Origin of the sequence: Streptococcus sp. 1343, assembly GCF_013277355.1 — a bacterium.
Lineage (GTDB): Bacteria > Bacillota > Bacilli > Lactobacillales > Streptococcaceae > Streptococcus > Streptococcus pseudopneumoniae.
The window spans coordinates 13,523-28,740 of record NZ_VMMT01000061.1 but is presented as its reverse complement, the minus strand read 5'-3'; the positions used below and the strand labels follow the sequence as shown (position 1 = coordinate 28,740).

General features: G+C 37.6%; 16 protein-coding genes and 1 pseudogene. 16 read left to right on the top strand and 1 reads right to left on the bottom strand.

What is annotated here, in order from left to right:
• Window positions 1-167: 167 nt before the first annotated feature.
• Window positions 168-290, bottom strand: coding sequence for a chlorohydrolase (locus HT709_RS09090; RefSeq protein ID WP_152328687.1), 123 nt, complete (start codon window positions 288-290; stop codon window positions 168-170).
• Between the two features lie 30 nt (window positions 291-320).
• On the opposite strand from HT709_RS09090, the gene HT709_RS09085 reads away from it, so the two are divergent.
• The 16 genes and pseudogenes from HT709_RS09085 to HT709_RS09010 all read left to right on the top strand — a co-directional run bounded on the left by HT709_RS09085 (window position 321) and on the right by HT709_RS09010 (window position 15,063).
• Window positions 321-554, top strand: a complete 234-nt coding sequence (locus HT709_RS09085) for a DUF1858 domain-containing protein (RefSeq protein WP_000368739.1) — start codon at window positions 321-323, stop codon at window positions 552-554.
• A complete protein-coding gene (locus HT709_RS09080) occupies window positions 554-1,888 on the top strand; it encodes a DUF438 domain-containing protein (protein ID WP_023936611.1) in 1,335 nt (444 codons plus the stop codon). Before HT709_RS09085 ends, HT709_RS09080 begins: the two co-directional genes overlap by 1 nt.
• Before the next feature lie 9 nt (window positions 1,889-1,897).
• Window positions 1,898-2,152, top strand: coding sequence for a DUF1912 family protein (locus HT709_RS09075; protein WP_000119707.1), 255 nt, complete (start codon window positions 1,898-1,900; stop codon window positions 2,150-2,152).
• 95 nt (window positions 2,153-2,247) lie between these two features.
• Window positions 2,248-2,643, top strand: coding sequence for a helix-hairpin-helix domain-containing protein (locus HT709_RS09070; RefSeq protein WP_000038630.1), 396 nt, complete (start codon window positions 2,248-2,250; stop codon window positions 2,641-2,643).
• Window positions 2,644-2,925: 282 nt separating this feature from the next.
• Window positions 2,926-3,503 (top strand): annotated as a pseudogene (locus tag HT709_RS09065) (flavin reductase family protein).
• The gene (locus HT709_RS09060; RefSeq protein ID WP_100104262.1) at window positions 3,490-4,050 is read left to right on the top strand and encodes a GNAT family protein; all 561 of its coding nucleotides are present in this window, start codon (window positions 3,490-3,492) and stop codon (window positions 4,048-4,050) included. Before HT709_RS09065 ends, HT709_RS09060 begins: the two are co-directional and overlap by 14 nt.
• Window positions 4,050-4,628 carry an AAA family ATPase gene (locus tag HT709_RS09055; RefSeq protein ID WP_100104263.1) on the top strand — a complete coding sequence of 193 codons (579 nt, stop codon included), beginning with the start codon at window positions 4,050-4,052 and terminating at the stop codon, window positions 4,626-4,628. The genes HT709_RS09060 and HT709_RS09055 overlap by 1 nt, the downstream gene beginning before the upstream one ends.
• Window positions 4,629-4,924: 296 nt before the next feature.
• Complete coding sequence (locus tag HT709_RS09050) at window positions 4,925-5,122, top strand: hypothetical protein (RefSeq protein ID WP_007284866.1); 198 nt, start codon at window positions 4,925-4,927, stop codon at window positions 5,120-5,122.
• Window positions 5,123-5,152: 30 nt separating this feature from the next.
• A complete protein-coding gene (locus HT709_RS09045; protein ID WP_171043225.1) occupies window positions 5,153-5,308 on the top strand; it encodes a hypothetical protein in 156 nt (51 codons plus the stop codon).
• Between the two features lie 5 nt (window positions 5,309-5,313).
• Complete coding sequence (locus HT709_RS09040; protein ID WP_172925697.1) at window positions 5,314-6,546, top strand: beta-carotene 15,15'-monooxygenase; 1,233 nt, start codon at window positions 5,314-5,316, stop codon at window positions 6,544-6,546.
• A gap of 298 nt (window positions 6,547-6,844) precedes the next feature.
• Window positions 6,845-8,086 (top strand): hypothetical protein, encoded by a 1,242-nt coding sequence (locus tag HT709_RS09035; RefSeq protein ID WP_172925696.1) that lies wholly within the window; start codon window positions 6,845-6,847, stop codon window positions 8,084-8,086.
• A gap of 31 nt (window positions 8,087-8,117) precedes the next feature.
• The gene (locus HT709_RS09030) at window positions 8,118-9,119 is read left to right on the top strand and encodes a virulence RhuM family protein (protein WP_001002884.1); all 1,002 of its coding nucleotides are present in this window, start codon (window positions 8,118-8,120) and stop codon (window positions 9,117-9,119) included.
• A 126-nt stretch (window positions 9,120-9,245) separates the two neighbouring features.
• A complete protein-coding gene (locus HT709_RS09025; protein WP_023936617.1) occupies window positions 9,246-11,897 on the top strand; it encodes a valine--tRNA ligase in 2,652 nt (883 codons plus the stop codon).
• 106 nt (window positions 11,898-12,003) lie between these two features.
• On the top strand, window positions 12,004-13,347 hold the full coding sequence (locus HT709_RS09020) for an AAA family ATPase (RefSeq protein ID WP_000778677.1): 1,344 nt from the start codon (window positions 12,004-12,006) through the stop codon (window positions 13,345-13,347).
• Complete coding sequence (locus HT709_RS09015) at window positions 13,337-13,903, top strand: hypothetical protein (protein ID WP_023936621.1); 567 nt, start codon at window positions 13,337-13,339, stop codon at window positions 13,901-13,903. Before HT709_RS09020 ends, HT709_RS09015 begins: the two co-directional genes overlap by 11 nt.
• Window positions 13,904-14,259: 356 nt before the next feature.
• Entirely contained in the window at window positions 14,260-15,063 is an 804-nt protein-coding gene (locus HT709_RS09010; RefSeq protein ID WP_023936623.1) for a Fic/DOC family protein, read from the top strand.
• Window positions 15,064-15,218 lie beyond the last annotated feature (155 nt).

Genomic DNA, 15,218 nt, shown 5'->3' with positions numbered 1-15,218 from the left:
GATTTGAATCCTATTGAGCAAGCTTGGGCTATCTTGAAAAAGAAAGTAACAGATTTATTAAGGGAAGTCCCAACTATTTTTGAATGTTTGGAACACTTTTTTAAAACTAAATGATTATATAAGCAGTAAAATCATTTTATACTCTTCGAAAATCTCTTCAAACCAGGTCAGCGTCCATCTGCAACCTCAAAACAGTATTTTGAGCTGACTTCGTCAGTTCTATCCACAACCTCAAAACACTGTTTTGAGCAACCTGCGGCTAGCTTCCTAGTTTGCTCTTTGATTTTCATTGAGTATTAGAACATACAAAGGAGGTCGTCATGGACAATATCATCGATGTGTCAATTCCTGTTGCAGAAGTGGTGGACAAGCATCCAGAGGTCTTAGAGATTCTAGTGGAGTTGGGTTTTAAACCCCTTGCCAATCCTTTGATGCGCAACACCGTTGGTCGTAAAGTATCACTCAAACAGGGTTCTAAGCTGGAAGGAACTCCTATGGACAAGATTGTCCGCACGCTGGAAGCAAACGGCTACGAAGTGATTGGGTTAGACTAATGGCAGATGAACGGATTCATATCCTACGGGATATTTTGTTAGAATTGCACAATGGTGCCTCTCCTGAGTCGGTTCAGGAGCGTTTTGATGCGACCTTTGCGGGTGTCTCAGCCATCGAGATTTCCCTCATGGAGCACGAGCTGATGAACTCGGACTCGGGCGTCACTTTTGAAGATGTCATGGAACTCTGTGATGTCCATGCCAATCTTTTTAAAAATGCTGTTAAGGATGTCGAAGTTGCAGATACCGAGCACCCAGGTCACCCAGTTCGGATTTTCAAAGAAGAAAATCTAGCCCTCCGTGCGGCCTTGATTCGTATTCGGAGATTGTTGGATACCTATGAGTCTATGGAAGATGAAGAAATGCTGGCGGAGATGCGCAAGGGCTTGGTGCGTCAGATGGGTCTTTTGGGGCAATTTGACATCCATTACCAACGTAAGGAAGAGCTCTTCTTCCCCATCATGGAGCGCTATGGACACGATTCACCTCCAAAAGTTATGTGGGGAGTGGATGATCAGATCAGGGAACTCTTTCAAACAGCTTTAGCGACAGCCAAGTCACTACCAGAAGTGTCAATTAGCAGCGTAAAAGAAGCTTTTGAAGCTTTTGCGACAGAGTTTGAAAGTATGATTTTCAAGGAAGAATCTATCCTTCTCATGATTCTCCTTGAGTCCTTTACTCAGGATGACTGGCTTCAGATTGCGGAGGAGAGCGATGCCTATGGCTATGCTATTATCCGTCCGTCTGAGAAATGGGTGCCAGAACGCCAGAGTTTTGTTGAGGAAAAGAGTGAAGAGGAGCCTGTACAGCTAGATACGGCAGAGGGTCAAGTTCAGCAGGTTATTGATACGCCAGAAGGACAGTTTACCATTACCTTTACCCCTAAGGAAAAGGAAGCAGTGTTGGATCGCCATAGTCAGCAGTCTTTTGGTAATGGCTATCTTTCAGTCGAGCAGGCTAATCTCATCCTCAATCACCTCCCCATGGAAATTACCTTTGTCAATAAAGACGATATTTTCCAGTATTACAATGACAATACGCCAGCTGATGAGATGATTTTCAAACGAACACCGTCCCAAGTTGGGCGCAATGTCGAACTCTGTCATCCACCTAAGTACTTGGACAAGGTCAAAACCATCATGAAGGGGCTTCGTGAGGGAACCAAGGACAAGTATGAAATGTGGATTAAGTCTGAGTCGCGAGGTAAGTTTGTCCACATCACCTACGCTGCAGTGCACGATGAAAACGGAGAATTCCAAGGTGTGTTGGAGTACGTTCAGGATATTCAACCCTACCGTGAGATTGACACGGACTATTTCCGTGGATTAGAATAAGGAGAAAAAATGAGTTACGAACAAGAATTTATGAAGGAATTTGAAGCTTGGGTCAATACCCAAATCATGATCAACGACATGGCGCATAAGGAAAGTCAAAAGGTCTACGAAGAAGACCAAGACGAACGTGCCAAAGATGCCATGATTCGCTACGAAAGTCGTTTGGATGCTTATCAGTTCTTGCTTGGTAAGTTTGAAAATTTCAAAGCAGGAAAGGGATTCCATGATTTGCCAGAAGGCTTGTTTGGTGAGCGAAATTATTAAACGAGATAGGTTCTTGATTTTTCACTAAAATCTTGATAGAATATTTATATTAAATCCTTGTCAGAGCAGGGATTTTTTATTGAAAGGATTTTATCATGTCAAAGAAACTCAATCGTAAAAAACAATTACGAAATAGTCTCCGTCGTGCAGGTGCCTTTTCAAGTACTGTGACTAAGGTTGTAGATGAGACAAAAAAAGTCGTGAAGCGTGCAGAACAGTCAGCAAGCGCAGCTGGTAAGGCTGTTTCTAAAAAAGTTGAACAAGCAGTAGAAGCTACCAAAGAGCAAGCTCAAAAAGTAGTTAATTCTGTAGAAGATTTTGCAGCAAACTTGGGTGGACTTCCCCTTGATCGTGCCAAGACTTTCTATGATGAAGGAATCAAGTCTGCTTCAGATTTCAAAAACTGGACTGAAAAAGAACTCCTTGCCTTGAAAGGAATCGGCCCAGCTACCATCAAGAAATTGAAAGAAAATGGCATCAAGTTCAAGTAATTTTTCTTGAGTCTTGCATTTCCGAGAAAAACTTGCTACAATAGAGCCATTAGAGGTGTTTTGAATCCTACATTTTACAGAAAGTGGCGGCGCTGAGAAGTCCACAAATGTGTCAAAACTGGTTGCTAATGACTGAAAAAATGAAATATTTCTGTCTTTTTATTTTAAAGACTAAAGATGCGGGCTTGGCCCGAAATTGGGTGGTACCGCGGATAAACACATTCGTCCCTGTCATGTAGATGGCAGGGATTTTCTTTTGCGTCTTAGTCAAAGGAGCTTGTTATGAAGCAATCTTTTAAAACAAGTAAACTCTACTATGGCTTTCCTATTTTCATTTTGGGGTATCAGGATCAGAATTTTGGACACAATATTACGACCTGTAGCTCCTCTTATAGCTTGGGAGATTGGCTAGTCATTGGTGTCGGAGCTGAGGAAAATGCGGCTGAGCAAATCAAGCATTACCAGAAGTTTACTGTGAATATTCCTGATGAAAATCTCATGCTCGAGATGGAGCAGGCTGGTTTTATCAGTCATCGAGAGAAATTGAAACACCTGGGGCTAGACTACGAGATTTCTGAACGGACTCAGGCACCGATTTTAGAGGCTTGTCCAGTCGTGTTAGAATGTCAGGTAGATAGGATTGATGAGGAAGAGGGAATTTGTCATATTTTCGCTAAGATTGTTGAGCGATTTGTTGACCCAGAACTTTTGGATGAAAAGGGACATTTTAGAAATGACCGTTTTGCACCTACTTACTTTATGGGGATGGCCACCAGCGCGTTTATCGCTATTTAGATGACCGAGTAGATCCTATGGGGAGCTTCATTAAGAAAGCGAGGAAGAAGGATGACAAGAGCTGAGTTACCAGAACGGTTGGAAACCGAACGACTCGTCCTACGAGTTCGTACAGTGGCAGATGCTGAGGATATCCATACCTACGCTAGTCTCCCAGAGGTCGCCTATCCAGCAGGTTTTCCTCCAGTCAAGACCTTGGAAGATGAGATTTATTATCTGGAGCACATTCTTCCGAAGCGTAATCAAAAGGAAAATCTCCCAGCAGGCTACGGGATTGTCGTCAAAGGAACGGATAAGATCGTTGGCTCTGTCGATTTCAACCATCGCCATGAAGATGATGTGCTGGAAATCGGCTATACCTTACACCCAGACTATTGGGGGCGAGGTTATGTACCAGAAGCAGCGCTTGCCTTGATTGACTTAGCTTTTAAAGATTTGGGTCTCCACAAGATTGAACTGACTTGTTTTGGTTATAATGTCCAAAGTCAACGAGTCGCAGAAAAACTTGGATTTACCCTCGAAGCTCGTATCCGAGACCGCAAAGATGCCCAAGGGAATCGCTGTGATGATTTGAGACACGGCTTGCTGAAGAGTGAGTGGGAGGTGATTTGATGCATCTTTTCATCATTGGGGCTCCGGCTTCTGGGAAAATGACGATTGGTCAAGAGTTATCTCGACTGACAGATGCTACCCTCTTTTATAACCATCAAGCCATCGATTTTGCATTAGAAATCTATCAGGACTTTACAGAGGAAATGTGGGAATTTGTTCGTGGAATCACCTTTTCTTTCCTTGGAGCAAGTGCAAGAAATCAGCGATCAGTAATTTTAACTGACGTAATTGATTTTTCAAATCAGTACCAGCTGATGTATTTAAAGCAAATTCAGGATTTGTTGAATGACTATCATCAAGAGATTCTGTTTGTGGAGTTGGAAACAAGTCTTGAGGAGCGCTTACATCGAAATCGAACGGAGAATCGATTAAAGCACAAACCCTTAAAACGACATATTGAGGTATCTGAAAGAGAAATTTTAGAAACCACTGAAACACTTCAATTAAATTCCCAACATCAACCGAATGAGTTGCACCACTACTTTAAAATAAATAATACGAATTTGTCTGCAGAAGAAGCTGCTAAGCAAATTCAAAATAAAATGAATACAATAGAGAAAGGACACACACATATCTAAACAACTTCATGAAGACGTTCTCAAGACTCAAGAAGTTCAAAAGTCTCAATCTTTTTCGTTCGTGATTCCTACCACCAAATGTAACTGGAAAACTCTACCTTAATCGCGCTTGGAGTACACCCTTCAAAGTAAACGAATCACAAAGAAACTGGGATTTCCCATTTAAGCCTGTATCCGAGGTCGTAAGAATATCCAATACAGCAGAGGTAGAGTTTGATTTATTGAAGAATGAGTTAGAGGAGAAAATAGATGGCTAAAAAGAAAAATAGAAAAAAGAATTAAACCGCCAGCAAAAGTTGGATATCAAAGTCGTTTCTGAAGAAGAGGTTGTCTGGACAGAACTACTGGCTAAAAAACCAACTTTTGTAGAACGTCGGACCATTCAAAATTTCGATGAACTACATACAACAGTGATGCAATATGCTGATGAACATGGAGAGTATCCAGATGTTCAGCTAATCAATTACCAACTGAAAAATAGGATTTTTGATTAGAATCAGGATCATGCTTTATTTAGAGAAGCTATGCATACTCCAAATACACAGAAGCGAAATAAACTGTTAAAGCAAGTTTTAAAGATCAATCCAGATTATTTTGCGGCTGATTTTCACTTATTCTTATCAGAAGTTAAAGATTTTGATTTACCAACCTTTAGATTAGATTTAGGAGGCAAAGATTGAAATTAATGTATTATTTTAATACTGACAATAGATTGAAGAATCTTTTTGCTCAAACTTGGAAAATACTTATGTATGCGCTAACGTATTTTCCAATAATATCTCTAATTGTATTCTGTCTTACCGATTTTAAATTAGTTATAATTTTACAATTTGCCTTGATACTAATATATGTGTTTAACTATAAAAATCGATTTAATAAGTTTAGAGTTTTTCTTACTAAAAGTACTAAATCTTTAGCTTTTATGAACGCATGGGATGGAATATTTTGCGGAATCTTGACTTACATTCTTTATAACCTAAATCTAGTTGAATCAACTTTAATCAACTTATCTCAATATTTTTTTATTAATTATGGCATAAGTAAAAATCACATAAATAACTGGATTATCATTGTAATACTTTTAATATTACCATTTGTATTATCTGTTATAAAAACTGTAGGATCAATCAAGATATTTCAAAAAGTTAATAAAATAGATATCGTAAAGGGAAAGACACTGTGGAATGTATATGCCACGATGCTTATTATTTCGTTTTTATGGTATTATATCTATATTTATTACTTTATTTCTAAAGCTATTGATTTTCATTCCGATTTAATAACTGACATTTTTATATTTAATTCATTTATTGCGCTTTATTTAATATTCTGGTGGAGAATTCATAATCTAATTAGACATGGTGCAAAAGATACCAAAGAAGTAATAACATCATGGCTAACTGGAACAATCTGTATATTGTTGTTAGCAATATTTAATCAAGTTGAAAATGAATTAATAAATGCTTTAACCTGGTTTTTGCCAATATTAATTCCTAGTCTAATTGGAGAAATAAATTCTCAATTTGATACAAAAAAATATAAGAAAAAACCAATAAGAACTGAGAAAATGGATAGACACCTCTATCGAACTCAACTATATAGTTTTCTTACTCTATTAATGTTGAGTATTATTCCAAAGTTAACCGAAATTATTTGGGGTTTAAAGATTAAGATGAAATTGGTCGAATTTATAACTCCCGCAGCTGATTGGATGTCTGAATTATTTGCCTCAACTATAATTATTTTCGTTTGTTTCATATTATCATTAGTTATTGGGAAGGCTATAATTTGGTTATTACAGTATTTCTATTTAAACACCCATAATGGATATTACGTGTATCGTGACAACATGCACAGTGTATTAATAAATCGTAGATATAAAAGAAATATTCATAAAAGGAGAAAAAATAATGTCTAATCAACTTTCACCTAAATACACTCCATCCTATGTTTAGGCTGGTCGTTACAAAAATGCCTTGATACGGATGTTTTCAAGCCGGCAGGAGATCAAAAGGCTAAGCCTTATTCAATCGTGATTCCCACCACCAAATGTAACTGGAAAAAACTCTACCTTAGTCACGCTTGGGGGATAACTTTCAAAGTAAACGAATCACAAAGAAACTGAGATTTCCCATTCAAGCCTGTAGCTGAGTCCCAAAGGATATCTAAGCCAGTTGAGTCGGGTCTATTGAAGAATGAGTTAGAGGAGAAAATAGATGGCTAAAAAGAAAAATAGAAAAAAAGAATTAAAACGCCAGCAAAAGTTGGATATCAAAATTATTTCTGAAGAAGAGGCTGCTTGGACAGAAATAATGGCTAAAAAACCAACTTTTGTAGAACGTCGACAAATTCAAAATTTCGATGAACTACATACAGCAGTGATGCAATATGCTGATGAACATGGAGAGTATCCAGATGTCCAGCTAATCAATTACCAACTAAAAAATAGGACTTTTGATTGGAATCAGGATCACGCTTTATTTAGAGAAGCTATGCATACTCCGAATACACAGAAGCGAAATAAATTGTTAAAGCAAGTTTTAAAGATCAATCCAGATTATTTTGCTGCTGATTTTCATTTATTCTTATCAGAAGTTGAAGATTTTGATTTGTCAACTTTTAAAAAAGTATTGGATTTTGAAATTCTAGTTTTAGAAAAATGGAAAGTGAATGGATACAATAGTTGGAATTATTTTGAAGCTCGCCCTATCCTGTCTGCTCTGATGTTTCTGATTGAATATTATATGACAGAAAAATTTTACTTTAAGGCTTTGGACTTGGTTAACTTATACTTAAGTAAGCGACCAGAACGTTTTCCTCCTAATTTTGTCTTCTGTATGCTTTCCTTGTATCATATTACTGGTCAGGAATTAAAGGTTGAACGTTTCTATTGTGAAGAATTAAATAAAGGAAAGCGGGATGATACCATCCTTATTCATGCCATCATCTCTGCTTTTTCTCAAGGAAAAATTGAGGAAGCCAGTCAGCTATTTGCAAAATTAGTGGAAATCAATGATGAAGCTGTTGAATTCTTCATAGAGAAAGACTGGCAATTCAATATTTTAGACATTGAAGAACAAGAATGCTATTGTCCAAATTCAGTTGAATCGCTACAAGCTAGTTTGTATCCTCTGCTTGACTATTTACAAGAAAATATTATCTTAACAGAATTTTTAACAAAAGAATCCAAGAAATTCCGTCGTAAACCAGTATTTTCGAATCATTCCAGTGTGTTAAGAAATCTATCCCAGGTTACAGACTGGTACTCCTTTATGAGCGAGGAAAAAATGAAGGGAATCCGGATGGATCTTGTTCGCATCTTTGTTGAAAATGGGATTCGTACATCTTCAGATTTCAAAAAATGGACTGAAAAAGAAGTTCTCGCTTTGAAGGGAATTGGTCCTGTAACCGTTAAAAAGCTGAAAGAAAACGGCATAAAGTTTAAGAAAGAGAAGTAATTGTTTATGGAAGGGGGGAGGTGAAATTGTCTTGAATGAAATTTCTAATTTCATCCTGTATACTACACCAAATGGCGACGTTCAGCTAGATATCCTTTTACAAGATGAAAATCTTTGGTTGACTCAAAAAGGTCTTGCAGAGCTCTTTGGAGTTGAACGAAGTGTCATTACAAAGCACTTAAAAAACATTTATGATAGTGGTGAGTTGGATAAGGTGTCAACTTGTGCAAAATTTGCACAGGTTCAACAAGAGGGAAATAGAACTGTCCGACGTGAACTTGAATATTACAATCTGGATGCTATCATTTCAGTTGGCTATCGCGTAAATTCCAGCAAGGCTACTCAATTTAGAATTTGGGCAACCAAGACCTTGAAAGAATTTATCATCAAAGGTTTTGTTTTGAATGATGAACGCTTGAAACAAGGACAGACAGTTTTCGGACAAGATTATTTCCGTGAACTTTTAGAACGAATTCGCTCTATTCGTTCTAGCGAGCGCCGAATCTATCAACAAATTACGGATATCTTTGCCGAATGTGCCATAGATTATGATCGAAACTCGGATATTACTAAAAACTTCTATGCTATGGTGCAAAATAAATTTCATTATGCAATTACTGGAAGTACGGCTGCAGAAATTATCTATCAGCAAGCTGATGCTAGTAAAGAAAAAATGGGATTAACTACTTGGAAACATGCACCTGATGGACGAGTGCTCAAATCAGATGTAACGGTAGCCAAAAATTATTTGCAAGAAAAAGAAATTCGACAACTAGAGCGAACTGTTACAGCCTATTTTGATTATATCGAGGGTTTAGTTGAGCGCCGTAATACGTTTACAATGCGAGGATTGGCAGATAGTATTGATCGCTTTCTATCCTTTAATGAATATGAAATCTTAGAAGGAAAAGGAAGCATTTCCAAGAAACAAGCAGACTCAAAAGCCATCCAAGAGTATGAAAAATTTAACCGAACTCAAAAAATTATATCGGACTTTGATAAACATATTCTGAAGATAATGAGAGAAAGTTAATGTAAAATTTTTATACAGTTTCTTTTTTACTAATAGAAGATACTGAAAAAATCAGATGTGCTGAATCAAGGCATATCTTCTACATACTAATTTTATTTAAAGATATTAACTAGAAAGGACAAACACATGTCTAAAGAACTTTCACCTAAATACAATCCAGCCGAGGTTGAGGCTGGTCGTTACCAAAAATGGCTTGATGCCGATGTTTTCAAGCCTTCAGGAGACCAAAAGGCTAAGCCTTATTCAATCGTGATTCCACCACCAAATGTAACTGGGAAGCTTCACCTTGGTCACGCTTGGGATACGACTTTGCAAGATATCATCATCCGTCAAAAACGCATGCAAGGTTTTGATACCCTTTGGCTTCCAGGGATGGACCACGCGGGGATTGCCACTCAGGCTAAGGTTGAGGAGCGCTTGCGTGGCGAGGGTATTTCCCGCTATGACTTGGGTCGTGAGTCTTTCTTGACGAAAGTCTGGGAATGGAAAGACGAATATGCCACTACTATCAAGGAACAATGGGGTAAGATGGGGCTCTCTGTAGACTACTCTCGTGAGCGTTTCACTCTTGACGAAGGTTTGTCAAAAGCTGTTCGTAAGGTCTTTGTGGACCTTTACAAGAAAGGGTGGATCTATCGTGGTGAATTCATCATCAACTGGGACCCAGCTGCACGCACAGCCCTTTCTGATATTGAAGTTATCCACAAGGATGTCGAAGGTGCCTTCTACCACATGAACTACATGCTGGAAGACGGCTCACGCGCCCTTGAAGTGGCAACAACTCGTCCTGAGACCATGTTTGGGGACGTTGCGGTTGCGGTAAATCCAGAAGATCCACGCTACAAGGACTTGATTGGTCAAAACGTTATTCTGCCAATCGCTAATAAATTGATCCCAATCGTTGGTGATGAGCACGCAGATCCTGAGTTTGGTACTGGTGTCGTGAAAATTACACCTGCCCACGATCCAAACGACTTCTTGGTTGGTCAACGTCACAACTTGCCACAAGTCAATGTTATGAACGACGACGGTACTATGAATGACTTAGCCTTCGAATTTGCAGGCATGGACCGTTTTGAAGCTCGTAAGGCAGTCGTTGCTAAGTTGGAAGAAATCGGTGCCCTCGTTAAAATTGAAAAACGTGTCCACAGTGTTGGTCACTCAGAGCGTACTGGTGTTGTGGTTGAACCACGCTTGTCTACTCAATGGTTCGTCAAGATGGACCATTTGGCTAAGAACGCCATTGCCAACCAAGACACAGAGGACAAGGTTGAATTCTACCCACCTCGTTTCAACGATACCTTCCTCCAATGGATGGAAAATGTCCACGACTGGGTAATCTCTCGTCAGCTCTGGTGGGGTCACCAAATCCCTGCTTGGTACAATGCTGAGGGTGAAATGTACGTTGGCGAAGAAGCTCCAGAAGGTGACGGATGGACTCAGGACGAAGACGTCTTGGATACTTGGTTCAGTTCTGCCCTTTGGCCATTCTCAACTATGGGCTGGCCTGATGTCGACTCAGCAGACTTCAAACGTTACTTCCCAACTTCAACCTTGGTAACAGGTTACGACATCATCTTCTTCTGGGTGTCTCGTATGATCTTCCAGTCATTGGAATTCACAGGCCGTCAACCATTCCAAAACGTGCTTATCCACGGTCTCATTCGTGACGAGCAAGGACGCAAGATGTCTAAGTCTCTCGGTAACGGGATTGACCCAATGGATGTCATCGAGAAATACGGTGCCGATGTCCTTCGTTGGTTCCTTTCAAACGGTTCTGCACCAGGTCAAGACGTCCGCTTCTCTTACGAGAAAATGGATGCCTCATGGAACTTCATTAACAAGATCTGGAACATCTCTCGCTACATCCTCATGAACAATGAAGGCTTGACCCTTGAGCAAGCAACTGCCAATGTGGAAAAAGTTGCCAACAAGGAAGCTGGAAATGTCACAGATCGCTGGATTCTCCACAACCTCAATGAAACCATCGGAAAAGCAACTGCCAACTTTGACAAGTTTGAGTTTGGTGTGGCTGGACACATCCTCTACAACTTCATCTGGGATGAGTTTGCGGACTGGTATGTTGAGTTGACCAAGGAAGTCCTTTATAGTGACAACGAAGAAGAGAAAGTCATCACGCGTTCTGTTCTCCTTTATACTTTGGATAAGATTCTTCGTCTCCTTCACCCGATCATGCCATTCGTGACAGAGGAAATCTTTGGACAAATCTCAGAAGGCTCTATCGTGACAGCTGCATACCCAACTGTTAATCTAGCCTTTGAAGACCTTGCGGCTCACACTGGTGTGGAAAGTCTCAAAGACTTGATCCGTGCCGTTCGTAATGCGCGTGCGGAAGTAAACGTAGCACCAAGTAAGCCAATCACAATCCTTGTTAAGACTAGCGATAGTGACTTGGAAGCCTTCTTTAACAGCAATGTCAACTACATCAAACGTTTCACAAATCCAGAACACTTGGAAATTGCATCAAACATCCCTGCACCTGAACTCGCAATGTCAAGCGTCATCACAGGAGCAGAAATCTACTTGCCACTGGCAGACCTCCTCAATGTCGAAGAAGAACTGGCTCGTCTCGACAAGGAACTGGCTAAATGGCAAAAAGAACTAGATATGGTGGGCAAGAAACTCTCTAACGAACGCTTCGTCGCCAATGCTAAACCAGAAGTCGTCCAAAAAGAACGCGACAAACAAGCCGACTACCAAGCCAAATACGACGCGACAGTTGCACGTATTGATGATATGAAGAAGTTGGTGAAGTAGTGTGAAGTGAGATATACTTGGAAGATGATTTACACCTCACACCTGCTTTTTTATGTAGTTTGTGTTAAACTGATAGTACTGCCTCCATGGTGAAAGGAGAATATATATGAAACTAACAATAGAAAATATAGGTAATGTAAAGAATGCAGAAATTGAAATAAATGGAATTTCAGTTATTGCAGGTCAAAATGGCACTGGAAAAAGTACAATAAGTCGTTCTTTATTTTCAATATTTAGTGCCAATTATGATGTTATAAAAAAAATTTCTAACGATCGAACTAAAGCAATTAATGATTTTTTAGAAGACTATCTCTCTGATATCGAAATGAATCGTAAAAATAATTCTGAAATAGGGATTGCTAGAAGAATCGTTCCGAGTTTCCTTTATACAGAATTGACAAAAATCATTTCAAAAAATTTATTGATATTTCTTGATAAAAATTATAGTGAACATAATAATGAATCCCTTAAGAAGAGTATCATTGAATCAATTAATGAATTCAATAAACGAAATTCAAAATACTTTGTATTAAATATTAAGGATTTGGACCTAAATGTTTTATCTGAAAATATAAAAGAAATTCTATCTCAGTCAGACCAATCTATCTTTAACCAAATTTTAACTGCTCATTTAACTGATGAATTTCATAATCAAATAAATAATATATACGACCCATTGACAGGACTAATTTCTTTAAGAATAAAAGATGAACAAATAAATGTTGAAGTTAACAAAAATAGAGCTACTGCAGATAAATTGATAAATTTTAAAACAGATGTAGTATACATAGATGATGCTGCTGCAATAGTTGAAAATTTATTTTCAACTAAATTTTTAAATAAATTTTCAACTAAATTTTTAAATGAATTTTTAAATAAAATTGATTTAAAATTGGATCATAATGCTCATTTAATGGAGCAGCTTAGAGATGAAAGAAACAACACTTACACATTACGAGCTAAGATAACTGACAGATTAAATTTGGTGTTTAATGAAATAAATCATATATTGAAGACTGATATTGTTAATAGTTCAGAAGATGAGGAAGATGAAAAAAAACTTAATATAATCAATTATTCTTCAGGTATGAAAACGTTCTATTTAATTAAATCTCTTTTAGAAAATGGTGTGATTAGAGAAAATGGGACACTCATTTTAGATGAACCAGAAGTCCATTTACATCCAGAATGGCAATTGAAATTTGCTGAAATTATAGTATTACTTCAGAAAGAATTTGGATTACATATCTTAATCAATTCCCATAGTCCTTATTTAGTTGAAGCGATTGATATATTTAGCAAAAAAAATGATACAAATGATTCTGTTAAGTATTATCTTGCTAATAGTTCTATTGAAGATGTTACTGACTCGATTGATAAGATTTATGAGCAAATGTATGTTCCTTTAAATCGCCTTGAGGAGCTAGCGGAGGATTTTGATGGTGAGTAAAATAATTTTCTCTATATTACATAATTTTAATATTAGATTTTCTGAATGTCGTAGCGATATTAAAACCTGCTCATATGATTCTGATTCTAACTATAATTTGGTAAACTCTAAATATACTTGTTATAATTTTGATAAGATTTCAGAAATTATTTTTAAAAAACATAGCTTTGATAAATGGCAATCTGTAGATACAATTCTGCCTCTTCTTCCTGTAGATGCTGATAGTAAATTATATTTAATAGAGTTTAAGAATTCAAAAAATATTCCATATGCTAACGTTAGAGCTAAAATATTATCGAGTTTGTTCCTACTAGAAAATTTTTATGGATTGCAAAAAACTGATTATAAAAAAATAGTGACAGTTACTGTAGTTAAATCACAAAAAGGTAAAAGACATTTAAATGAAATTAGACAACATCAGGCAAAAATAAGTGGTAAGTCACCTTATAAAGTTGAAAATTTTAGGGCTTTAGAAGATTTTTATGGAATTGAATCTTTTAAATATCCCCCTGAAAAATTTATAGAATTTATAGAGAATAATAATTTAGTCAGTTAAAATTAAAATACTAAAATTTTATAGCTTTGATTAAAAACCAGCTCACTACACAACAACCCCTCTAAGTTCGAACCGCTCTGAGAAGTACAACATTGCAGTTTCTTCTCAGGTGTTGGGGGATTTGAACAAACCAACGAGTTCAGAGTGGTGTATCCTATGAGTTTGATAAGTATGCAAGCTAGAATTATTCATTTAATCAAACCATTCATCCAAAAGGCATTACAAATGAGTGCATGGGATGTTGAGTATAACTCTTTTATTACTTCTTCATAGAACTTATTATGAATGTTTTTTATAGTTCACCCCAATTTCACCATTTACCGATGACACAGAAAAACAATTGAAAGGATATTTCTATGCAACCAACTTACAACATTGACAACCCAAACTTGTCTTATGAAGCTAAGCGTGACTTATGGCGGATAGGTTTTGGTCTGCAGAAAGTTGACAATCTAGTGCCATCAGCGTATATGGAATCTTTGGCTGAGAAACAGTCCCGGGGTGAACTGACTTACGAGCAGGTTTATGAGGATGCAACGGCTTATCACCATACTATTGATGCAAGTACGGAAGAGGCAGACTTGGTTTCTCTACGTATTGTAGAACTATTGTCTCGAAGAGGCTTTAGCTTTAGTCCTGCGACCTTACTTGCTATTCATAAGGAGTTGTTTCAAGATATATTTGAACCCTCTATTCCGGTGGGGCAATTTCGTCAGACCAATATCACAAAGAATGAACCTGTTTTGAATGGTGAAAGTGTTGTGTACTCTGATTACTCCATGATTCAAATGACCTTGGATTATGATTTTAATCAGGAAAAACAAGTTGCATATGCGACACTAACTCAGGCGGATGTGGTTAAACAAATCCAGCATTTTATTTCAGGAATCTGGCAGATTCATCCATTTCGCGAAGGAAACACTCGGACAGTAACGGTCTTTTTGATTCAGTATCTTCGTGAGTTTGGTTTTGATATTGATAATACACCATTTCAGCAACATGCCAAGTATTTTCGTGATGCCTTGGTATTAGATAATGCAAAGATTTTACAGCGACGTCCTGAGTTTTTAACAGCTTTTTTTGAAAATCTCTTGCTCGGTGGTCAAAATGATTTGTCTTCAGAAAAAATGTATCTAGATTTAGACCTCGATTTTTCATAATCCTAATACTGAGTAAACATTGAATTTTAGGAAAAAATGAAGTAAATATTCTCACAAGAAAACGTATATCATCAAAGTTTTAGGTCACTTGATAATATGCGTTTTTTGAATTTTATAGACTGCTCGTTTAAACTCTATTTACCTCGTACATTCCG